The sequence below is a fragment of the Kaistella sp. genome, from assembly GCF_041824135.1.
In the GTDB taxonomy this organism is placed as follows: domain Bacteria; phylum Bacteroidota; class Bacteroidia; order Flavobacteriales; family Weeksellaceae; genus Kaistella.
In genome coordinates this window covers 1-25,962 of the sequence record NZ_JBGZYM010000069.1, presented here as the reverse complement: position 1 = coordinate 25,962, position 25,962 = coordinate 1, and the positions used below count along the sequence as shown (strand labels likewise).

Here is a 25,962-nt window from a genome sequence, read left to right as displayed (position 1 = left end):
CGAATGAGAGAGGTTGCGTTTATCAAACAAAATAAAGAAAAATGGTTGGGAATCGAGCAGGTTATCGCAGGAAAAATTAAAAAAAATCCGGATGATCTCTCGTCGCTGTATATCAATTTGGTGAATGACCTGTCATTTGCACAAACTTATTACCCAAAAAGCAAAACTACGGTTTACCTAAACAATCTTTCCTCACTTATTTTCCAAAGAATTTATAAAACCAAAAGATCCGAACAAAACCGCCTGTTTGAGTTCTTTAAAACTGAAGTTCCTCTTTTGGTTCATCACTATCGACGGTATTTATTTTACGCATTCGGGTTCTTCATTCTGTTTACTTTGATTGGTTTTATTTCAGCCTATTACGACAAGGATTTCGTCAGAGTTATTCTGGGCGACGAATATGTCAACAAAACCATTGAGAATATTGAAAAAGGAAATGCAGTCGGCGTTTATCAACAAGGTTCGAACTGGGGCAGTGCCATCGCCATCATTTTTAATAATCTAAAAGTTGGCGCTATTCTATTTATCTATGGCGTTTTTGGCGGTGTAGGAACTTTGTATGCGTTGCTGCAAAACAGCATTATGCTTGGTTCGTTTCAATATTTTTTTCATGAACATGGTGCGTTGAAAGAAAGTGCAAGCGGAATTTGGCTTCACGGCGTTTTCGAAATTTTCAGCATGGTGGTGGAAGCGATGGCAGGTTTAATTTTAGGTGCGTCGATTTTATTTCCGAAAACGTATTCGCGTTTTAATTCCTTTAAATTAGGTTTCAAAGATGCTTTTAAAATATTTTTAAGTACGGTTCCATTTACGATTATCGCAGGAATTATCGAAGGTTATGTCACGAGATATGCTTTGGTAATGCCTGGATTTCTAAATGGACTTCTCATTTTCGGGACGCTTTCTTTGGTCGGTTATTATTATTTTATCTATCCTTATTTAGTAGTAAAAAAATCAAAAATACATGATGCAATTTTATCAGAAACGGGACTTCGGAGCGTTCATTAGCGACACGTTTGCTTTTTTCAAAGAACACGGAAAGAACTATTTTAAAAATTATCTTTTGATCAATGGGATTTTATTAATTCTGATGGTGGTTATCTTCGTTTTTGGATATCGGGAACTTTTCTCGCAAATGATGGGTTCCAACACCAGCGGACAAAATTATTATTTCGAAGCCTATTTTCAAGAGAATTCAGCGATGCTGATTTTAATATCAACAATCGTTTTCATTCTGTTTTTGGCGGTGACGATGGTTTCCTATTCGTATCCGATTTTATATTTGAAAAGACTGACTGAAACCGGAAATAAAAACATTAAAGCTGATGAAATTTTAAATGATTTAAAAAGCAATATCGGACGGTTTTTAAAATTATTTCTGGGATTATTTTTTATTGTAACTCCATTGGCAATGATCGTTTTCGGAATATCGATCGTTTTAATGTTCATCCTGATCGGATTTCTTTTATTGATATTGTTAGGACCTGCCTTAATGAATGTCGTTAATTTTTTAATGTTCGATTATTTTAATACTAAGAAAGGTTTTTTTGAATCTTTAAGTTATGCGGTGAGAGCGCAATTCTCTTATAAAAACGGAAGAGAGAAATCTCCTTTTTGGAAATATTGGGGTTCAACGATTGTCATGTATTTCATCATTCAAACGATTGCTTCAATTTTCACCATGATCCCAATGATGTTCATTTTTGGCGGAATGATGACGATTCCGGAAACTGGTGACTTGCAACAAAATCCTTTTGAAGGTCCGATGGGAATTTTCATTTTTATCTTGTATGGCGTTTCGTTGCTATTTTCATTTTTAATGATCAACGTGATTTTTGTAAACTCCGGTTTGCAGTATTACGACAGCCGAACCGACCTTCACCGCAATATTGACTTATCAGAAATCGACACGATTGGTACCCATGAAATTTAGGATATTCATCTTCATTTTTCTATTACAATTTATATCCGGAAATTCTCAGGAACTTATGCCACCACCGATGTCTGGTTTAAAAGATTCTGTTGAAATTTACTACGACGATCAATATTACACGGATTCTCTTTTAATTAAAAATCCTACGACCGATAATATTATTTTTCCAAAAAGTTTTGAAGAGAAATTTCAATCCAAATATAAAGGTGCTGATTACGACTACACGACGATAAAACCGCGAGAATCTCTTTGGCAAAAGATTCAGAAAAGAATCATGAAAATTCTGGAATCTATTTTCGGTAAAGTTAATCCCAACCAAACGGCTTCCTATGCGGAAAATATTATGCGGATTTTCGCGGTCATTATCATCGGTTTTGTGCTTTACTTTTTAATTAAATTTTTATTGGGCAAAGACGGGAATTTCTTTTTCAGCAAGAAAAATAAGAAGATCAATATTGCCGATCAGGATCTTCAGGAAAATATTCACGAAATTAATTTTAGTGAAAGCATCGAGAAATTCGAAAGACAGAATGATTACCGTTCCGCAGTTCGATATCAATTTTTATTGGTCTTAAAGAAACTGGCAGATAAAAAACTCATCAATTGGAATCCGGAAAAAACAAATAAAGATTATCTGTCAGAGTTAAAAACCAAAGAATTAAAGATGGGTTTCAAAGAACTGGCTTATATTTTTGACTATGTTTGGTATGGCGAATTTGAAGTTAATGAAAAAAGTTATACGCACTTCAAACAGAAGTTTTTAAATTTTAAGATATAGAAAAGCCGTTTCAGGGTTGAAATAAAATATGAATAAAACATTCAAATTATATGGTTTAATTTTCATCATCGTGATGGTGGTTTTGGCGTTGCTGGAACTCAGCAAATCCGAGGTGACCGATTGGCGTAAGAATTTTGATGTAAACGAAAAATCACCTTTTGGGTTGTACATCTTTAGCAAAGAGGCGAATCATCTTTTAAATGAAAAGGTAAAACGAACCGATCTTTCGCCCTATGATTTCTACAAAACTCAAAAATTAAAACCGCATAATATTTTAATTATAGAATCTAAATTAGATTCAGAATCCTGGAATAAAATTCTGCAAAATGTAGAAAAAGGTTCCGATGCGATGGTTATTGCGGGATCTTTTAGTGCAGACATCGCCGATTCGCTTGCCTTCACTACCACCACAATAAGTTTTGAAGATTCTAATTTATTATTATTGACAGACACTAAGTTCGCACGTGATTCTTTAAAAATAGATAAACTGCCTTCCGGAAAAGGGTTTGACCTGATTATGGAAAAGGATGAGATTTTAGGTAAAGAGATCAGCGATCTGAAAATGGCGAATTTCATTAAAGTCAATCATGGTAAAGGTCATCTTTATTTGCATTTAGAACCTTTGATGCTCACCAATTATTATCTATTAAAACCCGGAAATGAAAAATATGTTCAGGATGTATTTTCTTATCTTCCTGATCGCGAAACGGTTTGGTTTTCTGGTGCCAATAAAAATGTCGCCGAGTCCCGCTCGCCTTTGCGATTTATTTTGGCCAATCCTGGATTGCGGTATGCTTGGTGGTTATTATTAGGCGGACTTTTATTGTTTATCATTTTTAATGCGAAACGGAAACAGAGAATTGTTCCCATCCTCGAACCCAAGAAAAATAAATCGGTTGAATTTGTAAAAAGCATCGGAAATTTATATCTACAGGAAGGAGATTTCCACGATATGATGGCCAAAAAAGCACAGTATTTCCTGAATCGTGTGCGAATGCATTTAATGATTGACACCAAAGATCTAGATGAGAAATTTATTCAACTCCTTCATTTGAAAACAGGAAAAAGTGTGGAGAAAATTAAAGAAGCCACCGAATTGATCAAGAAAGGACAGGATCCTTATTCAAACGTAATGCAGGAAGATTTAATAAGAATGAATAAATTGTTAGACGAAATTTTACTTTAAAATAACAGCAATTTAACTATAAAATTGAATACCATTGAACCCAATATAATTATGGAAAATTTTGAAAATCAAAATCTAGAAAATACAAATACAGAATTTCATTCCCGATTGGATATGACCGAACTTCAACAAAGTTTGGAATTGGTAAAAGCCGAAATCGGAAAAGTGATTATCGGACAAGAATCGATGATCGAGCATTTATTGGTCGCACTTTTATCCAATGGTCATGTTTTGATTGAAGGTGTTCCTGGCGTGGCGAAAACCATTACGGCAAAATTATTGGCAAAAACGATCGATGTTGGGTTCAGCAGAATTCAGTTTACACCGGATTTAATGCCGTCTGACATTTTGGGAACTTCGATTTTTAATGTGAAGAATTCTGAATTTGAATTTAAAAAAGGACCCATATTTTCCAGTTTTATTTTAATTGATGAGATCAACCGTTCGCCAGCAAAAACCCAGGCCGCTTTGTTTGAAGTCATGGAAGAACGACAGATCACCATGGATGGAAAACAATACGAAATGCAGGAGCCTTTCTTGGTAGTTGCAACTCAAAATCCAATTGAGCACGAAGGAACGTATCGACTTCCGGAAGCGCAACTCGACCGTTTTCTTTTCAAAATAAATGTGGGTTATCCGAATCTTTCGCAAGAAGTACAGATCATTAAAAACCAACACGAAAACAGGTTGGAAGATAAAACTGATGCTGTTCAGAAAGTGATTTCCGGAGCGCAGTTGAAGACGTATCAGAATTTGGTACGAGATGTAGTCGTAGAAACTCAATTGTTAGAATATATTGCGAAAATTATTGTGAACACAAGAGAGAATCAATTCCTCTACTTGGGTGCGTCGCCTCGTGCAAGTTTGGCTTTATTGACGGCTTCCAAATCTTTTGCCGCAGTTCGTGGTCGAGATTTCGTAACACCAGAAGATATCAAAGAAGCAAGTTATGCCGTACTACGTCACCGAGTTATGGTTTCTCCGGAACGTGAAATGGAAGGTTTGACCGCCGATGAAATTATTCGCCAGATCTTACAGGCTATTGAAATCCCGAGATAATTTCATATTAGCAATAAGTAATTGGTAATGAGTTATTTGAAAAATAGTAAAACAGATTTCAAAATTTAAAATTTAACCATTAAGATCTATTAAGAAGTTAAGTTCATTAAGGTTGCCTCTGGAAATTGAATTGCAAAAACTAATGTAAACTTTGTATTTGACTGAAACTAATGTGACTAATGTGTTTATCAGATCAAATCCAATTATTTCCTTTTCCTATGATGTGCTTGTAAGAAGTGTAATTTTCCACTTTAATGAAATAAAAACTTTGTGACTTTGTGGTTGAAAAAAAACTCTTTTTAGTAAAAAGTTCGATGATAAAATAAACAATGAAAAATCTATACATCAATAACCCTTTTTTCTTCACGCTTTTCGGCGTGGGATTTACCTATATTCTGGCTTTTTTCTTTCCGGTTTTAATGTGGATCGCGCATGGTTTATTGACTTTGGTGGTGATCGCTTTTATTTTTGATTTTATGCTTTTGTTTAATCAAAAAAATGCCGTTCAAGCACAAAGAATTTTACCGGAGAAATTATCAAATGGTGATCAGAACTCCATAAAAGTTGATTTAAAAAATAATTATCCGTTTACCATTAAAACAAAGGTGATTGACGAGATTCCGTTTCAATTTCAGAAGCGAGATTTTAATATTGAAAGGAAGATTGATAAAAATAAAAACATTCTTTTTGAATATATTCTCGAACCGAAAGAACGCGGTGAATACAGTTTTGGAAACCTTAATGTATTTGCGCAATCGCATTTAGGATTGGTTTCTAAGCGATTTACTTTTCAGAAAGAAGCGATGTTGCCGAGTTATCCGTCTTTTATTCATTTAAGAAAATATGAATTGATGGCGCTTCAAAATGAGTTTCTTTTAGGCGGAATTAAAAAGATCCGGAAACTTGGTCACACGATGGAATTCGAACAGATCAAAGAATATGTGCCTGGCGATGATGTGCGAACGATCAATTGGAAAGCGACTTCAAAACGAAATCAATTGATGCTGAATCAGTTTCAGGATGAGAAATCACAGCGGATTTTCATGTTGATCGATAATGGCAGAACGATGCAAATGCCTTTCAACGGGTTAAGTTTACTCGATTATTCGATCAACGCGACGATGGCTTTAAGTCACATTATTCTCAAAAAAAATGACCGTGCCGGAATGATGACGTTCTCCAAAAAAAACGGAACATAAAGTCGCTGCTGATAATAAATCTGGACAGTTAAGGAAAATTTCTGAATCGCTTTATAAAATTCAAACTAATTTTTTTGAAAGTGATTTTAACCGTTTATATCAGGATGTAAAATATACGATTGGACAAAGAAGTTTGATCTTGCTTTTTACCAATTTTGAAACCTTGGACGCGGTGAACCGTCAGATGAAATACCTGCGCGGAATTGCCAAAAACCATTTGCTGGTGATTATTTTCTTTAAAAATTCTGAACTTCAAAGTTTGATCAATACCAATCCGGAGAATATTCAGGAAGTATATGATGAGATCATCGCCGAAAAATTTGAGTACGAAAAGAAATTAATTATTCAGGAACTTCGAAAGTTTGGAATTTATACGGTTTATACTTTGCCGGAAAATCTGAATATTGAAGTCATCAATAAATATTTAGAAATTAAAGCAAGAGGAATTCTTTAATCCTTTCAATTTTCTTAATTTTGAAATCATCTGAAAATGCTCAGTAATTTGAAAGACTTCGACAGGCTCAGTCTGACAAAGTAGAGATGCTGAACTTTTTTAGAACTGTGCTTGTCGAAGCGTCTTTAAACATTAAATTTAAAACTTATGAAAATTACCCTTAATAGAATCAACGACGATTATTTATTTGAATGTACCAATTCGTTGGGCAACAAAATCCTATTAGACAATACTTCTCAATCAGAAGGAACGAAAGGCGTTTCTCCCATGGAAACTATTTTAATGGCCGTTGCCGGTTGCAGCGGAATCGATATGGTTTCGATCCTAAAAAAGCAACGACAGGAAATCACGGGATTCAAAGCAGAAGTGGAAGGCGAAAGAATTGAAGTTGACGAAGCAAAACCTTTCAAAACCATTATGGTTAAATTTTTTGTGGACGGAAATATCGATCCGAAAAAAGCAGAACGCGCCGCTGCACTTTCATTCGAAAAATACTGTTCTGTTTCCAAAACCATGGAGCCGAATGTAACCGTGAATTATGAGGTTTTCGTGAATGGAGAGAAAGTAGGAGAATAAATTAGTTTCCTTTAAAATAATAGAAGCAGCATTTCAAAATGCTGCTTTTTAATTGTTATCTCGATCTCGAGCCCATTCTCGGTTGAATTAACTTAGCGATCGTCGCTGTCCAGCCGGTTTGGTGAGAAGCGCCAATTCCTTCGCCGGTATCACCATTGAAATACTCATGAAACATAATGTAATTTTTAAAAAATTCATTGTGATTCAATAAATTATTTCCACCGTTGAAAGGTCGGTTTCCATCTTCATCTTTACTGAAAATAGAGTAGAGGCGTGTGCTTAAATCAGTCGCAACAAAATCGAGATTTCGACTTTCACCACTGTTGGTTGGATATTCAATCTGCAGATTGTCACCATAATAATAGTGGAAACGCTGTAAACTCTCCACAATCAAAAAGTTAATCGGGAACCAAATTGGACCGCGCCAGTTGCTGTTACCGCCGAACATGCTGCTGTCACTTTCGGCTGGTGTATATTTTACAGTTACCTTTTTTCCATCAATAGAAAAATTAAAGGGGTCATTTTCATAAACCTTCGACATGGACCGAATTCCGTAATCTGATAAAAATTCATTTTCATCGACCATTCTATTCAAAACTCTTTTTAATCGGTTTTTTCGCAGAATACTCATCATGTGTTTTCCATCTTTACCTTCAACTTCCCAATGGGAAACCAAATCAGCCAAATGCGGTTTGTTTTTAAGGATCCACTGCATTCTATCCAGGAAATTAGGAAGTTTTAATAACATGCTGTGTTCTACAATTTCTACGGCGAACAAAGGAATTAATCCGACAATGCTTCTTAATTTTAAGGGGACAGAATCACCGTTATTCAATTGCAAAAGGTCGTAGAAAAAGCCGTCTTCGTCATTCCATAATCCATTTTTCGTCTCGCCAATATTTTCCATGGCTTCGGCGATATATAAATAATGCTCGAAAAATTTAATAGCCATATCTTCATAGATCGGATTGTACTGTGCCAATTCCATAGAGATCCGCATCATATTCAGTGCGAACATCGCCATCCAGCTTGTGCCATCGGCTTGCTCTAAATGATCTCCGTTCTTGAATTCCATATTTCGGTCAAAAGCACCGATATTGTCCAGACCTAAAAATCCACCACCAAAAACATTATTCCCGTTTTTATCTTTTCGATTCACCCACCAGGTGAAATTCAATAATAATTTTTGAAAAACACTTTCCAGAAAAGGCACGTCGGGTTTGCCATTGATCATTTGGTCAATTTTAAAAACCCTAAACGTCGACCAGGCATGGACAGGTGGATTGACATCACTAAAATCCCATTCGTACGCTGGCAATTGTCCGTTCGGATGAATATACCATTCCTTCGTTAATAATCGTAATTGTTGTTTTGCAAAACCAGAATCTAAAATCGCAAACGGAACGCAGTGAAAGGCCAGATCCCAGGTTGCAAACCATGGATACTCCCATTTGTCCGGCATTGAAATAATGTCTTTGTTCTGCATGTGTTCCCATTCCTTATTCCGAACATGATCGTCAAAATTTCTTGGAGCGGTAAACGCGGGATCTCCTTTCAACCATTTAGAAACATTGTAATGATAGAATTGTTTGTTCCAGAGTAAACCTGCAAAAGCTTGTCTTTGAATCATTTTTTCTTCTTCATCATTGATCTCGTGTTGAATACCATCGTAATATTCGTCGGCTTCTTTTTTTCTTAAACTAAAAATGTCGTCGAAATCAAAGAATGCATTTTCCATATCATGCGGACTTAATCGAAAATCGAAAGTCTGACTTCCTCCAGCTTCAATTTCTGCGTTGATAACGAAGCAGGCTTTGGTGCCGATTTTATCAGGATTTACCGCTGATTGTTCCTCGTGTAGTAGGAAATTATTAATACCGTCTTTATAAAATTTAGGCTCGCTGCTGGCTCCTGAAATGACAGCAGGATTACTTTCGTTATTGCAAAAGAGAACCTCTGTGTTCTCGTGTCTTGCATATAATTTAATAACGGGTAATGACTCGTGATGAATTTCAATATCACCATTTGCCGAAGATTTTAGTTGAGGTTCATAATCACCGTAACCCCAGCTCCAGTTGTTTCTAAACCATAAAGTTGGCAGAACCACCAATGGCGCTTTTTCCGTGCTTCTATTTATAGCGGTGACTCGAATCAGGTAATCATCATGATTGATTTTTGCATATTCAATGAACAGATCGAAATAATTGTTATCATCAAATATTTTGGTATCAATAAGCTCAAATTCCGGATCTTGCTTCGACCGTCTGCCATTTTCTGCAATTAATTCTTCGTACGGAAATTCGTTGATCGGATATTTATACACCATCTTCATATAAGAATGGGTAGGCGTATTATCAAGGTAATAGTAGATCTCTTTTACATCTTCACCATGATTTCCTTCATAATTGCTAAGACCAAAGAAACGTTCTTTGATCATTTTATCTTTGCGGTTCCAAAAGGAAAAAGCAAAACACAGACGTTGTTTAGAATCAGAGATTCCGGCAATACCATCTTCGCTCCAACGATAAGTTCGGCTGATTGCTTCGTTGTAAGTGGTATGTCCCCACGCATTTCCATTGGTGCTATAATCCTCCCGAACCGTTCCCCATTGTCTGTTACTTACGTATGGACCCCAGGTTTTCCAGTTTTCATCGAGCATTCTTTCTTTCTCCGTCATTCTAAATAATTTCTGCTGCGAAATTAAGGAATAAAAATTTTTCTCAAAATTTGTGGTATTTGAATTTAATGCTTTCCTTTGCATCGAAATAAGTTCATTTACATATTTGAAAATGTTATTAAGAAAGGTGGAGAGATTAGACTCAATGAAACCTTGGCAACCCTTCGGAAACGAAGAAGGTGCTACATTCTATCCCTATTTGGGAAGAGATAACAGAAACTATTTTTACCTTTCTCAGGTAGCATTTTCAATTTTAATTTATATAAAAATTGAAAACTTCGCTACAACATCTCAAACTCAAAAATCATCTATTAATATCAGGAAAAATCCTTGATATTGATCTATCATATCAACTTTTTGGTAAAGATTTGCATTCTGCACCAGTCGTTTTAGTCAATCACGCCTTGACCGGAAATTCAAATGTTGCTGGTGAAACTGGCTGGTGGAATTCTCTGATCGGTGAAAACAAAATTATTGATACCCATACTTTTTCTGTCATTTGCTTTAATATTCCCGGAAACGGTTTTGATGGAAACTTAATTGAAGACTATCAGAATTTTACTCCAAAAGATATTGCGACTATTTTCCTTGAAAGTTTATCATTTTTAAATATTTCTAAACTTCACACTTTAATTGGAGGATCATTAGGCGGTGCGATCGGTTGGGAAATGCTCGCGCTTAATCCCGACTTGGCCGAAAATTTCATTCCGATTGCGTGTGATTATAAAACTTCAGATTGGTTGCATGCGCAATGTTTGGTTCAGCAGTTTTTATTGAATCAAAATGATCAACCTTTACAAAAAGCCAGAATCCATGCGATGTTGTGTTATCGAACGCCGGCATCTTTGAATGAAAGATTTAAAAATGAAATTCATCCAGAAAAGCAAATTTTAAATTCTCATGACTGGCTCAATTTCCATGGTGAAAAACTAAACGAGCGATTTAGTCTGAATGCTTATCAACTCATGAATCATTTGCTGATGTCTATTAATACAGATGAAACAAAACTAAAAGAAATCAAGGCCGACATTCATCTTATTGGCGCTGACTCAGATTTGTTTTTTCCGGCTTTTGAAATGCAAAGGTGTAGAGATTCTTTAATGCCTATAAAATCAAACACTTTTTATCACGAAATAAAATCCATTCACGGTCACGATGCTTTTTTAACGGAATACGACCAACTTAATCAAATATTAAATACAATCATTCATGAAAAATAATAACGAAATAAAGCTTTTAAAAAATAAATCAATCATCAAATTCGAAGGAAAAGATTTCTTAGGTGAAGTGGGAATTGATGGCAGAATCTTTAAGGCATTGACTTACGCAAGAATTAGCGTCGGCGTAATTTCTCAGCAAGCCGTAGAAAACGGAATTTCAGTTTTAGTCAACGAAAGCGATTCTGAAAAAGCAGTAAACTGCCTGATCGACGAATTCGAAAATGAGAGGAAATCAGGGAAAGTAAATCAGATTTTCAGTGTTAATAACGTTTCCGTCTTAGGTTTCGTTGCTAAAGATTTTAATAAGATCATCTCTGAACTAGGGAGAAATAATATTTTTCCTTTAATCCTAAATCAAGTCGCGTCAGAGAACAGAATCAATTTAGTGGTGACTTCTTCACAAGATGAAAAAGCGAAAAATATCATTGAAGCAGAAATTTTTGCAAAACCTAAAACCGTTCATTTAGCGATGATTGGCCATGGAAAAGTTGGTGCTGCGTTGATTGATCAGGTTTTGAAAAATTCAGAAGTAATTCGCAATCGTAAAAAATTAGATTTAAAAATTGTGGCAGTTGCCAATTCCAGAAAGATGGTTTTTAATAAATCTGGTTTTAATGAAAGTTGGGCAGATGATATTTTGGTCGCAGAAAATGAATCGAATATGGATTCTTTAATTCAGTTTTCGCAACTCAATCAATTAGAAAATCTTATCGTAGTGGATAATACCGCCAGCAAAGATTTTGTGAAAAACTATACTCGTTTAGCGGAAAATGGATTTGATCTGGTTTCTTCGAATAAAATTTTCAATACGTTATCAATTTCTGAATACCGGGGTTTCCGACATGTTTTAAATAAAAAAAACAAGAAGTATTTGTACGAAACAAATGTTGGTGCAGGTTTGCCATTAATTGATACTATTAAATTATTGCATTTATCAGGTGAAAATATTACCAGAATCAAAGGGGTTTTCTCAGGCTCACTCAGTTATATATTTAATAATTTTTCGGTGCGAGACGAGAAATTTTCTACCATTTTAAAAGAAGCAATGGAGCAAGGATTTACAGAACCCGATCCAAGAGAAGATCTTTCCGGAAATGATGTTGCCAGAAAACTATTGATCTTAGCAAGAGAACTGGATCTGAGTAATGAATTTACCGATATCAATATTGAAAGTTTAATTCCAAATCATTTGGAAGATCTGGATAAAAATGATTTCCTTAAAAGTTTAGATCTTTTGGATGCTCATTTTGAAGAAGTAAAAAAGAACCAAAAAGAAAATCATGTTTTACGTTTGGTCGGCGATCTACACGGCGATTTGCAACAGGAAAAAGGGGAACTCGATGTTCAGTTAATTTCTGTTCCTACGAATTCTGCGCTCGGACAATTAAAAGGTTCAGATTCTATTTTTGAAATTTATACCGAAAGTTACGGCGATAATCCGATCGTAATTATGGGTGCTGGAGCTGGAGCAAAAGTAACTGCCAGAGGTGTGTTCGGAGATATTTTAAGACTAAGTGAAAATAAATAATCAATACTAAGTTCCAAGGGAACGATTTAATAAAGCATAGGATAATATCCTATGAAATAATAATTATGGAGAAGCAATATTCAAATTTCGAAACCATCGCCGTTCGCACGCAATCCGAACGGTCTCATTTCGACGAGCATTCCACGCCTTTATACCTCACTTCAAGTTTTGTATTCGAGGATGCCGAGGATATGCGTGCGAGTTTTGCCGAAGAAAAACAGAAAAATTTGTACAGCCGTTTTTCCAATCCAAACGTCAATGAGTTCACCGAAAAGATGGTAAAACTGGAAGGTGCAGAAGATGGTCATTCCTTCGCAACAGGAATGGCAGCAATATTCTCCACTTTCGGCGCGCTGTTAAGTTCGGGGGATCATATCTTGAGTTGTCGTTCCGTTTTCGGTTCTACTCACACGCTTTTCACCAAATATTTCCCGAAGTGGAATATCGAAACCACTTACTTTGAAGCCAATGAAACTGACCTCGAAAAATATCTGAAACCTGAAACTAAAATTCTGTACATCGAAACCCCAACGAATCCGGCAATCGAAGTATTGGACTTAGAATTATTAGGAAAATTTGCAAAAAAACACGACTTGATTTTCATCGTAGACAATTGTTTCGCGACACCATATCTTCAGCAACCGATAAAATTCGGTGCCGATCTGGTCATCCATTCTGCCACGAAATTAATCGATGGGCAAGGCAGAGTTTTGGGAGGAGTTACCGTTGGTAAAAAAGAGTTGATCCGCGAAATTTATTTATTTGCCAGAAATACCGGACCTGCGATGTCGCCTTTCAACGCCTGGGTTTTGAGCAAGAGTTTAGAAACTCTGGCAGTTCGGGTTGATAAACATTGTGAAAATGCCTTGAAAGTAGCCAAGTTTTTAGAGACGCATCCGAATGTTTCTCTCGTAAAATATCCGTTTCTGAAATCCCATCCCAGTTACGAAACCGCCAAAAATCAGATGAAAGCGGGCGGGAATATCGTCGCTTTCGAAGTAAAAGGCGGCATCGAAGCTGGTCGGAATTTCCTCAACAAAATAAAAATGTGTTCTCTTTCTGCCAACCTCGGTGATACCCGAACGATTGTGACGCATCCAGCTTCCACTACGCATTCCAAGCTTTCCGAGCAGGAAAGAAATCAGGTCGGCATTACCGCTGGTTTGGTGCGTTGTTCCGTTGGTTTAGAACATATTGATGATATTATAAACGATTTAAAACAGGCGTTCGATTAAAACAATTATGGCGGACATTTCCGCCCTCCGTTCCCGCTTTTTTCTTTTTCCGAGAGAAAAGAAAAAGAGCTCCACTCAGGTCGGGCTGCAGATTGCGATTTTAAAAACAATTCGATTTAAGAATTAAATAAGTAAATATGAAAAACACCTCAGAACTATATAAAGCTTTAGAACACAGAATCCTCGTCCTCGATGGAGCGATGGGAACGATGCTTCAACGGTATAAATTCACAGAAGAAGATTATCGTGGCGAACGGTTTAAAGATTGGGAACATTCTTTAAAAGGAAATAATGATTTACTTTCCTTGACGCAACCTCAAGCGATTGAAGAAGTTCACCGCAAATATTTAGAAGCCGACGCCGATATCATTGAAACCAATACGTTCTCCGGAACCACGATCGCAATGGCAGATTACCACATGGAAGAACTGGTCTATGAACTCAACTTCGAGTCCGCGAAAATTGCCAGAAAAGTCTGTGACGAATTCACCAATCAAAATCCTAACAAACCAAGATTTGTCGCAGGATCGATGGGACCAACCAATAAAACAGCAAGTTTAAGTCCGGATGTGAATGATCCTGGCTTTCGCGCGATCACTTTTGATGAATTGCGCAGCGCATACAAATTACAGGCAGAAGCACTTCTAGATGGTGGTTCAGATGTCCTTTTGGTCGAAACAATCTTCGATACTTTAAATGCGAAAGCTGCACTTTTTGCGATTGATGAAATTCAGGAAGAAAGAAATATTAAAATTCCAATCATGGTTTCAGGAACAATTACCGACGCTTCCGGACGAACTTTGAGCGGACAAACCGCTGAGGCATTTCTAATATCGATCTCACATTTGAATTTGTTGAGCGTCGGTTTAAACTGCGCTTTAGGAGCAAAACAATTAACGCCATATTTAGAAACTTTATCCAAGAATACTGACTTCTTTATTTCAGCTTATCCGAACGCCGGTTTACCAAATGCTTTTGGACAGTACGATGAAACCCCGGAATTCATGGCAAAACAAATTCGTGAATATGCCGAAAAAGGACTCATTAATATTATTGGTGGTTGTTGCGGAACTACGCCGCCACACATTAAAGCGATTGCGGATTTGGTGAAAGGTTATGAACCAAGGAAAATTAGTGTAAAATCTTAGATCAATAATGTTGAGCGTCACAATAAAGCAATAAAGCCACGAAGTGGCGCAATCAAAAGCATTGGGTAAGCGTAGCGCCGCCCAATGAATTTAAGGGGAATTAAAAAAAAGTCTGGAAGACCGCAATCAAAAGCATTGGGTAAGCGTAGCGCCGCCCAATGTATTATAAAAAATATTAAGGAAGGTCTGAAAGACCGCCATCAATATTCACCAATGAAATATTTAATTAAAATTGTAAGAAATGGGACAATCTTTAAATAAAATATATGTACATCTGGTTTTCAGCACTAAGCATAGAAATCCGCTCATTACAGATTCAATACAAGAAGAATTGTTTAGCTATTTAGGAGGTATTTGTAAAGGTCTGGAATGCAATCCAATCCAAGTTGGTGGTTACAGAGATCACGTTCACATCTTATGTTTGTTATCGAAGAAAATTGCGCTAATGAAATTGGTAGAAGAGGTAAAGTCGCATTCATCAAAATGGATTAAAACAAAAGGTAGCGAATTCGGAAATTTTTATTGGCAGAACGGTTATGGAGCGTTTTCTGTCAATCCAACAGAAATTGAAGTGGTGAAAAATTATATTATCAATCAGGAAGAACATCACAAAACGAAATCATTTCAGGAAGAATTTCTAGGATTTTTAAAGAAATATAATGTTGAATTTGATGAAAAATATGTTTGGGATTAATGTATCGAGAAGGATTGCGCCACTTCGTGGCTTTGGTTCAACCGTGTATTTTTCATTGGGCTACACCCAATACTAATGATTACGCCACTTCGTGGCTGGACTTGAAATCTCTGATTCGCTATTGGTTTTATCCAATGTTGATGATTGCGTCAGTTAATTGGGCTTCACCCAATGTAATGATTACGTCACTTCGTGGCTTCAAAAAAATTAAAAAAAAATGAAATATTTAAAACTCTCAGGTCTCGAACCTTTAATAATAACGCCTGAATCTAACTTTATTAATGTTGGAGAAAGAACCAATGTCGCGGGTTCTAAAAAATTTCTTCGACTCATTAAAGAAGAAAAATATTCAGAAGCACTCGATATTGCCCGTGAACAGGTTGATGGCGGCGCCCAAATTCTGGACGTCAATTTTGACGATGGATTACTCGATGGTAAATATGCCATGGTGAAATTCCTGAATCTCATTGCGTCAGAACCTGATATTTCGCGAATTCCGATCATGATTGATTCCTCGAAATGGGAAATTTTGGAAGCTGGTTTACAAGTGGTTCAGGGAAAATGTGTGGTGAATTCCATCAGTTTAAAAGAAGGTGAAGCAGAATTTATTCATCACGCAAAAACCATTAAAAGATACGGTGCAGCAGTAATTGTAATGGCTTTCGACGAAAAAGGACAAGCCGATAATTACGACCGAAGAATTGAAATTTGCAAAAGGTCTTATGATATTTTGGTGAACCAGGTTGGTTTCGCGTCCGAAGATATTATTTTCGATTTGAATATTTTCCCCGTTGCGACAGGAATGGAAGAGCATCGTAGAAATGCTTTGGATTTCATTGAGGCGACGAAATGGGTTCGGGAGAATTTGCCAAATGTTTCGGTGAGTGGAGGTGTATCCAATGTTTCTTTTTCTTTTAGAGGAAATGATAATGTTCGGGAAGCGATGCATTCAGTGTTTCTCTACCATGCGATTAAAGCGGGAATGAATATGGGAATCGTGAATCCATCGATGTTGGAAGTGTATGACGAAATTCCGAAAGAATTATTGGAATTGGTAGAGGACGTGATGCTCGATAGAAGAGAAGATTCTACCGAACGACTTTTAGATTATTCTGAACGGGTAAAATCTACCAAGAAAGAATTCGTAGAAGAATTAGAAGGGCGAAAAGAACCTTTGCAAAATAGAATTACGCACGCTTTGGTGAAAGGAATCGACCGGTTTATTATTGAAGATGTTGAAGAAGCACGAACGGTTTCTAAAAGACCTTTGGATGTTATTGAAATTAATTTGATGACAGGAATGGGCGTTGTCGGTGATCTTTTCGGAAGCGGAAAAATGTTTTTACCACAAGTCGTGAAATCGGCGCGGGTCATGAAAAAAGCCGTTGCCTATCTTCAACCTTTCATCGAAGCAGAAAAAGATGAAAAGCAAAAACCCAACGGAAAAATATTAATGGCAACTGTAAAAGGAGATGTACACGATATTGGAAAAAATATTGTGAGCGTAGTTTTGGGTTGTAATAATTACGAAATTATCGATCTGGGCGTAATGGTTCCTGCGGAGAAAATTATTCAGGCAGCGATCGATCACCAAGTCGATGTAATTGGTTTGAGCGGATTGATCACACCGAGTTTAGACGAAATGGTTCACGTTGCTGATGAATTGCAAAGAAAGAATTTAGATTTCCCTTTGTTGATCGGTGGAGCAACAACATCTAAAGCGCATACCGCAGTAAAGATATTTCCCAAATATGGAAATACAGTTGTTCATGTGAATGATGCATCAAGAGCTGTTGGCGTGGTTTCTCAATTATTGGATCATAATAATGTGCAGTTTAAAGCAGACCTAAAAATCGATTATGAAGATTTCCGAGTGAAGTTTTTGAACCGTCAAATCGATAAAGAATATGTAGCAATCGAGGAGGCGAGAAAGCAAAATTACACCATCGATTGGGAAAATGAAAACATTTCGAAACCTAAAAACCTTGGGATTCATATTATCGAAAATCAGGATTTAAGAGAGTTGCTGGATTTTATGGATTGGACGCCTTTCTTCAGAAGTTGGGAACTGCACGGAAAATTTCCGCAGATCTTAACCGATGAGGTTGTGGGTGAACAGGCGACTGAATTGTTCAAAGAAGCCAAAGTAATGTTGGAGAAGATCCTTGATGAAAAACTGTTCACAGCAAAAGGAATTTTTGGGATTTTCCCGGCAAATGCTAATGAAAAAGATGATGTTGTGGTTTATGATGAACAGAAAAATGAACTGGCGAAATTCCACACTTTAAGACAACAGTTAAAAAAATCTGCCGGAAAAGAATATCACGCATTAAGTGATTTCATCGCTCCAGAAACTTCTGGTAAACAAGATTATGTCGGAGCGTTTGCCGTTACAACTGGCTTTGGAACGGAGGAATTGGCTCAAACCTATTACGATGACGGCGATGATTATAATGCCATTATTGTAAAAGCTTTAGCGGATCGTTTGGCAGAAGCATTTGCCGAATTCCTGCATCATAAAGTCCGAACTGAATTCTGGGGTTATGCAGAAAATGAAACGTTAGAAAACGAAGATCTGATCGCTGAAAAATATTTGGGAATTCGTCCGGCACCGGGTTATCCGGCCTGCCCAGATCATTTGGAAAAAACTACGATTTGGGATTTGCTTAAAGTAAAAGAAAATATTGGTTTAGAATTAACAGAAAGTTTAGCAATGTTTCCAACAGCCGCAGTTTCTGGATATTACTTTGGAAATCCTAAAGCGAAATATTTTGGTGTTGGAAAAATTTCTGAAGATCAGTTGATAGATTATGCCGAAAGAAAAGGAGTTGATCTAGATTTTGCCAGAAAATGGTTGAGTCCGAATTTGGCAGAGTAAAAAAGCCACGAAATGGCGCAATCAATAGCAATGGGTGAAGCCCATTGAAAAGGAATCAATAGCAATGGGTGAAGCCCATTTAAAAGAAATCAACAGCAATGGATGAAACGCATCGCAAAGAAATCAAAAACAATGGGTGAATTGAAAAAAATCAGGAATTCGGTGCGAAGCCCTGAAAGGGCGTGATCAAAATGAGGAATTGCGTTCTTCTAAATTATCGAAAGATTACTTAAACCAAAAATCTGCTGCCCGACTTGAACGAAGCTCTTTTTGTGGAACGAAGTGGAACAAAAAACCTGTCTGCCGACAGGCAGAGCGGGAGTGGAAGGCGGAAATCGCTGCCATTAAAAAACACTAAGAAAATAAAAAAGATTCGGCTTTGCCAAATGTCTGCCATAAAAGAAAATAGAAAAGGGTAAAAGATTGGGCCCTGCCAAATGTCTGCCCAGAAAATAATAAAAAATAAAGTGAGATCGCTTCGTGATGCTTGCAATGACAAATATAACATGAAAATTACTGACCATATAAAAAAAGCAGACGGAAAATCTTTATTCTCCATCGAAATTATTCCACCCACCAAAGGAACGGGAATCGAAGACTTGTATAAGAATATCGATCCGCTGATGGAATTTAAACCGCCGTTTATTGATGTGACAACTTCGCGGGAAGAATACATTTATCTGGATAAGGGCAATGGTTTGATGGAACGAAAAACGACGAGAATGCGTCCGGGAACTTTGGGAATCTGCGCGGCGATTCAGCACAAATACAATGTAGATACGGTACCACACGTTTTGTGTGGTGGTTTTACAAAAGAGGAAACCGAGTATCTTTTGGTGGATTGTATGTATTTGGGAATTGAAAATATTATGGCGTTGCGTGGTGATGCGATGAAAGGTCAGCAATATTTCGAGCCAACTCTTGGTGGGCATAAAAATGCGACGGATTTGGTTCATCAAATGAATGATCTGGGTCGTGGAAAATATTTACACGAAGAGAAGGCGTGCGAAAAATACAACAAATTTTGTATTGGCGTCGCGGGTTATCCTGAAAAACATATCGAAGCACCATCGATGAATTATGATCTGAAATGGTTGAAACAAAAAGTAGATGCAGGTGCAGATTATGTAGTGACGCAGATGTTTTTTGATAATAAAAAATTCATCGACTTTGTGAATAGTGCCCGTGAAATGGGAATTACAGTTCCGATTATTCCAGGTATTAAACCGATCGCAACGAAAAAACAATTACAACTTTTACCCCAGGTTTTTAAGATTGATTTACCAGAGGATTTAATTTCAGCCGTAGAAAATGCAAAAGATAATGCCGCCGTAAAACAGATCGGAATTGAATGGGCGGTTAACCAATGCCGAGAATTACTTGATTTTGAGGTGCCTGTTCTGCATTTTTATTCGATGGGTAAAAGTGATAATATTAAGAAAATTGCGCGGGAAATTTTTTAAATTTATTGTGTAATAACCGAAAAAGCCAGGTTTTAATATTTTAAAACCTGGCTTTTTCTATAGTGGATTTATTATTGATTAAGGAAATTTCCTAATTTTATTAAATCTTCTTCTCGGTTGAGTTTGATTTTGTTTTTATCCATAAACTCTTTAATTTCTTTTGCTTTATGTGGTATTTCGGCAGCCAGTTCTTTAGCGTTTTTTGGAATTTTTATAAAGCTGTTTTCAAACTGAATAAAATACATCGGTTTTTGAGTACTAAACTGTGCTGGCGTTCCTGCTATCATAGAATTTGGCGCTGGAGTAGCGGCAGTATATTTCGCTACCACTTTTTTTAGAATCCGATATTTTCCGCTGTTCAATTCAAAAAAATGTCCGGAATAAAGATCATTCGTTCTTACAAAAACTAATTTCTCTTTGGTAGTGGTAAAAGTAAAACTTGGCGTAGGCTCGTCTTTCGGCAATTCGTACACCGTCCCTTTTTCCGAAACTTCCACCGTGTCTAGAAAAATGTTATAGCGAATCGGAATCGTCCCCGATGTTTCGCCAACTTTCGCATCGATAAACTTGGAATAATAATAAGGAATTCCCTGAATGTCAGCATATTTTATTTTCTCTTTCCCATTGTTAAACTCATCAATTTGCTGATTGAACTTGATGTTACTGCTAATTTCGCGTAATGAAATTTGTTGTGCTTGAACTAAACTCACAGTCAGTACAATGGAAAGTATGCTAATAATCGATTTCATATTTTTTTGTTTTAAAGGGGATTGTAAATATACTTTTTTTCTAATATTGAAAAACCATGCTCCGTTCTTAACAGTAAAACCACTTGATCAAATGGTTAGATGCCAATTAATCCAGTTTGTTATATTTCCGCATCAAATTTTCGTAAAAGTTTTGAGGAAGCATCCATTTTAAAGGAACTCCAATTCGCTGCCCGAATTTTGCAAAATAGAAATGTGCTTTCCAGGTTTTCTTTTCCAGCAATTTTTCAATGTATTCCGCAACTTCAAGAGGTTCAGTTCCTTCATCTACATGAGAATTCATCAATCCGTACACTTTATCAAAGATTTTTTGATAGGGTTCTGAAACTTTAGTTTTAACTCGGTTTTCAGCAATATTGGTTTTAATATCCCCTAAATGCAAGGCACAAACTTGAATATTCCAAGGAGAAACTTCGTAGCGAATTGCTTCCGTCACTTTATCAACTGCTGCTTTTGAAGCGGAATAAAATCCACGAAACGGAAGTCCCATTTCACTTCCAATACTGGAAACGTTAATGATTTTACCCGTCTTTTGCTCGCGCATGATTGGTAAAACGGCAGTCATCATTTGGACAGAACCCACAACATTTAAATTAAATAATTTCAGGATTTCTTCTTGAGTTGAGTCTTCCACCGCGCCAACCATTCCCATGCCGGCATTATTGATCAGTACGTCGATTCTTGTTTCAGTTTTCAAAACTTCAGTAATCGCATTTTGAACTTGAGTGTTATCGGTGATGTCGGTCGGAATCGTTTTAAAGTAATTAGATTCTATGTTTTTACGGCTTAACCCGAAAACCGTGTGCCCTTTTTTACCGAGATATTCAGCCAGCGTAAAGCCAATTCCGGCAGAAGTTCCGGTGATAAGTATTGTCATGTGTTTTTAAAGTAAATTTTTTCTTTCTAAAATTGAATTAGTATCCGCGCAAATTTTTCAAGAAAACCTGATCTTTCTCCGCAGGTGTCAATTGATTGTTATATCCTTCCAAAGCCGATTCCCAATCTCCATAACCTGAATTTGGCAGCATTATAAAGCGTTTTCCAAACTGCGAAGCATTTTGATCAACTAAATCATTGCGTTCTGCTTGTGGTTTCTTATTAAATATTTTCGAAAAATCTGCCAAATTATCGCCCATGTAAATAATAACCTCATAATTTTTCAGAACCTCTAATCGTCGGGCTTCTTTATCAGAAGAGGTTCCTTTCAACATTAAATGTTCGTTATCTGCATTCGGAAATCCTAAATCTTTTAAATTTTCAAGAGTTCCAATTCGGTCGTTTTCATCACGGTTAGAAATGTAAAAAACCTGTATCTTTTTTGAAGCAGCGTAATTAAAGAAGTTCAGGGAACCAGGATATGCTTTTGCTTCCCCTTTTGAAGTCCAGTTCATCCAGCTTTTTGTATCAAAAGTATTTCCCCTTTCCGCTTCTGTCACGGCATAAGGAGAATTGTCTAAAAATGTTTCGTCAATGTCTGTAATAATTGCCAAAGGTTTTTTGGATGGATTTTTCAAATTTTCATCAACTCTAATTTGGGCAATATTATACGCCTGATAGCACAAAGCACGAAACTCACCCGCATTCTGTTGCCAGACTGCCGAATATACTTTTCCATTTAAAGCAATATTATGAAGCGGTTGCGTAGAGTTTGTAGCAGATTGATCAGGTAAAGTATTGATAGAAACTTTGCATGAAGTCAAAACGATCATTACAATTGATAGCGCTGTAATTTTAAAAGTTTTCATTTTTTCTAGAAATTTTTATTCAAAGTTAATTTGAATTTGTTTTAAAGAATGGGTTCTGTAACAGTTTGAAAATCATCCCAAAACTGCGGATAGGATTTTTCAACCACATTTTTATTCTCAATCGTCAAAGCTTTGATCAGGCAAAACGGCGCAAAGCTCATGGCCATTCGGTGATCGTCATACGTTTCGATAGAAGTGTTTTCATTCGGCTCAAAGAATTTAGTCGAATAGATAGTCTCGTCTGTAATTTCAGCAATACAGCCGATTTTGAAAAGCTCGTTTTTTAGCGCAACTAAGCGATCGGTTTCTTTTACTTTTAAAGTCGATAATCCCGTAATGTTAAAAGGAATTTGTAAAGCCGTTGCCGTTACACAAAGCGTCTGAGCAATATCTGGACAATCATTCATGTCCAAAGAAATCATTTCCGGAAAAATGAAAGTGCTTTCTGGCATTAATGAAATTTTACTTTCAGATCCTTGTGAAATGGTATTCACTCCAAAGAAATTCCAATAGATTTCCTTGATGGCAGAATCGCCCTGAAGAGAGTGCGGACGGAAACTTTTAAGATTGATTGATTTTCTGCCAATCGCTGCCAAAGAATAAAAATAAGACGCCGAGCTCCAGTCGCTTTCTGCCACGCATTTGGTGATTTGCGAGCTTTTATCAGTTTGAATATTTGGAAATATCCTGATCGTTTGATCGTCCCATTGTGTAGAAATTCCGATTCTTTTCAACAGTCTTAAAGTCATTTCTAAGTAAGGACGCGAGGTAATTTTCCCAACCAAATTAATCTGGAGGCCGTTTTCCAGTTTCGCGCCGATCAACATTAAAGAAGATATAAACTGACTCGAAATATTCGCCGAAATCATGACTTTACTTTTAACGATTTTTTTTCCGACAATTTTTAACGGCGGGAAACCCTCTTTTTCAACATAAGAGATATCTGCTCCTAAATCCCGTAAAGCCTCCACTAAATATTGAATTGGTCTTTGTTTCATTCGGTCAGACCCAGTGAGAATCGTAGTTTTTCCATCCTGAATTGACAGGTAAGAAGTTAGAAATCTCATTGCAGTTCCCGCATGATGAATGTCGATAACGTCTAAGTCACTTTCCAAAGCTTTTTGTAAAAGTTGCGTGTCCTGAGAATTCGACAGATTCTCGATGATCAGATTTTCAAAAAGAGCGCTTAAAATCAAAAGACGATTCGAAATACTTTTCGAACCGCTTATCTCAATGGTCTCATTGTCTTTTAAGGTTGATTTTTCCAGCCTCATTTTCATATGTTTTTTCTTATCTCAATTTCTCGTTATTCTGATGGCGGTCTTTGTCGCGGTCAGTTTTTACTTTCATTTTTCGGTCAAACGCTTCCTGCAAGTTGGTTCCCGTTTGGTTGGCTAAACATAAAGTCACGAATAAAACATCTGCCAATTCCTCACCAAGATCTTTCGTTTTGTCTGATTCTTTTTCACTTTGCTCGCCATATCTTCGGGCAATAATTCGTGCAACTTCGCCAACTTCCTCCGTGAGCATCGCCATATTCGTGAGTTCGTTAAAATACCGAACGCCTATATTTTTAATCCATTCATCAACCTCTTGTTGAAGTTTTGTGATTTCCATAGTTCTATTATTTGGGCAGACAATTGGCAAAGCCGAATCTTTTACTTTTTTCTATTATTTGGGCAGACAATTCCGCCTTCCATTCCCGCCCTGCCTGTCGGCAGACAGGTTTTTTGCTCCTCATTCCTCGTCGCAAAAAGAGCTCCGTTCAAGTCGGGCTGCAGATTTGGATTTTATTAAAAGAGGATCAACTTTACAAGACCAGATTTATTGATACGCTCCCATACTAGGAGTCACTGTTCTCGACACTTTTACTATATCTAATGGAACTGTCGCAGCTACGCCAACGTTTCCTTTCCCTTTGGCTGGTGAATCCTCTTTCAATCTCAAATTCATTTTTTGCGTAAAATAATTCTGAAATTTCGGATCTTGATTTTTAATCGAACCTACATCCACATTGTAGGTTGCGCCACTTCCGTATTTCAATAAGGAATTTTGGAAGGTGTAATTAAAAGTTTGTCCAGCAGTTGGTTTAAAAAGAACCGCATTGTCGCTATCGGTATAAATAATCGAGTTTCTAATATTCAAATTTAAAGCACCTTGTTCAGTAGTAGTTCCGTTGGTGTATTCGTTAGTCGCGTACAATCCAAGTCCAGGCAATGCAGAATTCAGATTCCAGTAATTGGCCAAAGTAGAGTGGATGATGTTGTAAGTTCCACCTTTAAATATCCCAAAATTAGCTTCACCAGAATTATTCATCACTAAATTTTTAGCAGTAACATTGGAGTTAATTGCCAAAATCCCAAATTCCTGATGCGTGTGGAAAATTGAATTATCAATACTTGCCGTCGTTTGATTCATTTCTAACCCAACCGTTCCACCAAACACTTTCGCATAATTCATATTCAATGTAGAGTTCGTATCCATTGAAATTCCCTGCCAGTTTTTAGGAATTGTGTCATATCGGGTATCATTTCGATCTCCACGGAAAATAACTTCTTCACCCAAATCACCATTAACATTCAGCTTTCCGTTTTTTCCAATTTTCAATCCACTGTTTTTATGGAAATAAATTTTGGTTCCCTTTTGAATATCCAGCGTTTTTCCGGCTTCAACAGTAAGATTACCAAAAATAATTTTCGCTTTGTTGTTCGTCCAGGTCGTATTTGACGTCAGAATATTTGGATTTGTTTTGCTTTCAATATAAAACTCAGCATCCTGAACGACCGAGAATAAAGTCACATGCTGACTTCCAGCTGGCGTCTGAAACTGAATGCGATCTTCCGCGATTGCTTCTGTAGCATTGGCAATCGGTGCAATTTCTACGAATATGTAAAGACTGTCTTTTTTTCTCAAAGGAATATCGGTGAAATCCGTACCTGCTTTTCCATCAACATTAATTCGATACAAAGAACTCGCTCCCTTTTCAAGTGAAATTTTTGGAATCATCACGTCTTTATCCTCGTTGTTGTAAATTTTTACGGCATAAGTTTCAGAGCGAACTTGATTATAAACCGTATCAAGGAAAAGGGTGTCTTGTGAAAAGCGCAATAATTCCGACGGGCTTTCAAAGTTGATATCGTCTCTATTACAACTGATTGCTGTTAAAAGAGCCCAAAAAGAGAAAGCAAGAATGAGTTTAAATTTGTTCATTGAGTTACGAATAGATGTAGGTTTCAAATTTAATTAAAAATGTTGAACATAAAAATTATTAATTTAGTTGAGATAGTATTTGGAGATTAGAAAAATAATTGTACTTTTGCGGTCTAAAATTTAGCAGAGAAATACCATTACTATTTCGAAAGCAAAGCTTTAATTATTAATAATAAAATAAGTTATGAAAAACGGAATCCACCCAGAAAATT

The 25,962-nt window shown here is 36.7% G+C and carries 21 protein-coding genes, 1 pseudogene and 1 riboswitch; of the genes and pseudogenes, 15 read left to right on the top strand and 7 right to left on the bottom strand.

Annotated features, from left to right (window positions below):
- Positions 1-3: 3 nt before the first annotated feature.
- The 7 genes and pseudogenes from ACEYOS_RS07485 (at position 4) to ACEYOS_RS07455 (ending at position 7,185) form a co-directional block, all read left to right on the top strand.
- The gene (locus tag ACEYOS_RS07485) at positions 4-1,008 is read left to right on the top strand and encodes a stage II sporulation protein M (RefSeq protein ID WP_373709420.1); all 1,005 of its coding nucleotides are present in this window, start codon (positions 4-6) and stop codon (positions 1,006-1,008) included.
- Positions 965-1,933, top strand: a complete 969-nt coding sequence (locus ACEYOS_RS07480) for a DUF4013 domain-containing protein (protein ID WP_373709421.1) — start codon at positions 965-967, stop codon at positions 1,931-1,933. Before ACEYOS_RS07485 ends, ACEYOS_RS07480 begins: the two co-directional genes overlap by 44 nt.
- Positions 1,923-2,711, top strand: coding sequence for a DUF4129 domain-containing protein (locus ACEYOS_RS07475; RefSeq protein WP_373709422.1), 789 nt, complete (start codon positions 1,923-1,925; stop codon positions 2,709-2,711). Before ACEYOS_RS07480 ends, ACEYOS_RS07475 begins: the two co-directional genes overlap by 11 nt.
- A gap of 28 nt (positions 2,712-2,739) precedes the next feature.
- Positions 2,740-3,897: a DUF4350 domain-containing protein gene (locus tag ACEYOS_RS07470; RefSeq protein ID WP_373709423.1), complete on the top strand. Its 1,158-nt coding sequence runs from the start codon at positions 2,740-2,742 to the stop codon at positions 3,895-3,897.
- Between the two features lie 51 nt (positions 3,898-3,948).
- Entirely contained in the window at positions 3,949-4,956 is a 1,008-nt protein-coding gene (locus tag ACEYOS_RS07465) for an AAA family ATPase (protein WP_373709424.1), read from the top strand.
- A gap of 329 nt (positions 4,957-5,285) precedes the next feature.
- A pseudogene (locus tag ACEYOS_RS07460) lies at positions 5,286-6,609 on the top strand (DUF58 domain-containing protein).
- 147 nt (positions 6,610-6,756) lie between these two features.
- Complete coding sequence (locus ACEYOS_RS07455; RefSeq protein ID WP_373709425.1) at positions 6,757-7,185, top strand: OsmC family protein; 429 nt, start codon at positions 6,757-6,759, stop codon at positions 7,183-7,185.
- Positions 7,186-7,240: 55 nt separating this feature from the next.
- Here ACEYOS_RS07455 and ACEYOS_RS07450 read toward each other — a convergent pair whose 3' ends face one another.
- On the bottom strand, positions 7,241-9,862 hold the full coding sequence (locus tag ACEYOS_RS07450; protein ID WP_373797549.1) for a glucosidase: 2,622 nt from the start codon (positions 9,860-9,862) through the stop codon (positions 7,241-7,243).
- Between the two features lie 112 nt (positions 9,863-9,974).
- A riboswitch (SAM riboswitch) is annotated at positions 9,975-10,078 on the top strand.
- A gap of 53 nt (positions 10,079-10,131) precedes the next feature.
- Here ACEYOS_RS07450 and ACEYOS_RS07445 point away from each other — a divergent pair.
- The 8 genes from ACEYOS_RS07445 (at position 10,132) to metF (ending at position 20,028) form a co-directional block, all read left to right on the top strand.
- Positions 10,132-11,082, top strand: a complete 951-nt coding sequence (locus ACEYOS_RS07445) for an alpha/beta fold hydrolase (protein ID WP_373709427.1) — start codon at positions 10,132-10,134, stop codon at positions 11,080-11,082.
- On the top strand, positions 11,072-12,610 hold the full coding sequence (locus ACEYOS_RS07440; protein ID WP_373709428.1) for a homoserine dehydrogenase: 1,539 nt from the start codon (positions 11,072-11,074) through the stop codon (positions 12,608-12,610). The genes ACEYOS_RS07445 and ACEYOS_RS07440 overlap by 11 nt, the downstream gene beginning before the upstream one ends.
- 65 nt (positions 12,611-12,675) lie before the next feature.
- Positions 12,676-13,845: a PLP-dependent aspartate aminotransferase family protein gene (locus ACEYOS_RS07435; RefSeq protein ID WP_373709429.1), complete on the top strand. Its 1,170-nt coding sequence runs from the start codon at positions 12,676-12,678 to the stop codon at positions 13,843-13,845.
- A gap of 137 nt (positions 13,846-13,982) precedes the next feature.
- Entirely contained in the window at positions 13,983-14,993 is a 1,011-nt protein-coding gene (locus ACEYOS_RS07430; protein ID WP_373709430.1) for a homocysteine S-methyltransferase family protein, read from the top strand.
- 241 nt (positions 14,994-15,234) lie between these two features.
- Entirely contained in the window at positions 15,235-15,687 is a 453-nt protein-coding gene (gene tnpA, locus ACEYOS_RS07425) for an IS200/IS605 family transposase (RefSeq protein ID WP_373709431.1), read from the top strand.
- Positions 15,687-15,908 (top strand): hypothetical protein, encoded by a 222-nt coding sequence (locus ACEYOS_RS07420; RefSeq protein ID WP_373709432.1) that lies wholly within the window; start codon positions 15,687-15,689, stop codon positions 15,906-15,908. The genes tnpA and ACEYOS_RS07420 overlap by 1 nt, the downstream gene beginning before the upstream one ends.
- Positions 15,905-18,565 carry a methionine synthase gene (gene metH, locus ACEYOS_RS07415; protein WP_373709433.1) on the top strand — a complete coding sequence of 887 codons (2,661 nt, stop codon included), beginning with the start codon at positions 15,905-15,907 and terminating at the stop codon, positions 18,563-18,565. The genes ACEYOS_RS07420 and metH overlap by 4 nt, the downstream gene beginning before the upstream one ends.
- Before the next feature lie 506 nt (positions 18,566-19,071).
- Positions 19,072-20,028 (top strand): methylenetetrahydrofolate reductase [NAD(P)H], encoded by a 957-nt coding sequence (gene metF / locus ACEYOS_RS07410; protein WP_373709434.1) that lies wholly within the window; start codon positions 19,072-19,074, stop codon positions 20,026-20,028.
- Between the two features lie 71 nt (positions 20,029-20,099).
- On the opposite strand, the gene ACEYOS_RS07405 is transcribed toward metF, so the two are convergent.
- The 6 genes from ACEYOS_RS07405 to ACEYOS_RS07380 all read right to left on the bottom strand — a co-directional run bounded on the left by ACEYOS_RS07405 (position 20,100) and on the right by ACEYOS_RS07380 (position 25,750).
- Entirely contained in the window at positions 20,100-20,777 is a 678-nt protein-coding gene (locus ACEYOS_RS07405; protein WP_373709435.1) for a hypothetical protein, read from the bottom strand.
- A 106-nt stretch (positions 20,778-20,883) separates the two neighbouring features.
- Positions 20,884-21,672, bottom strand: a complete 789-nt coding sequence (locus tag ACEYOS_RS07400) for an SDR family oxidoreductase (RefSeq protein ID WP_373709436.1) — start codon at positions 21,670-21,672, stop codon at positions 20,884-20,886.
- Positions 21,673-21,709: 37 nt separating this feature from the next.
- On the bottom strand, positions 21,710-22,540 hold the full coding sequence (locus ACEYOS_RS07395; RefSeq protein ID WP_373709437.1) for a 5'-nucleotidase, lipoprotein e(P4) family: 831 nt from the start codon (positions 22,538-22,540) through the stop codon (positions 21,710-21,712).
- Between the two features lie 41 nt (positions 22,541-22,581).
- A complete protein-coding gene (locus ACEYOS_RS07390) occupies positions 22,582-23,814 on the bottom strand; it encodes a 3-phosphoshikimate 1-carboxyvinyltransferase (protein ID WP_373709440.1) in 1,233 nt (410 codons plus the stop codon).
- Between the two features lie 16 nt (positions 23,815-23,830).
- Positions 23,831-24,157: a nucleotide pyrophosphohydrolase gene (locus ACEYOS_RS07385; protein ID WP_373709438.1), complete on the bottom strand. Its 327-nt coding sequence runs from the start codon at positions 24,155-24,157 to the stop codon at positions 23,831-23,833.
- 207 nt (positions 24,158-24,364) lie between these two features.
- Entirely contained in the window at positions 24,365-25,750 is a 1,386-nt protein-coding gene (locus ACEYOS_RS07380) for a hypothetical protein (protein ID WP_373797548.1), read from the bottom strand.
- Positions 25,751-25,962: the final 212 nt, after the last annotated feature.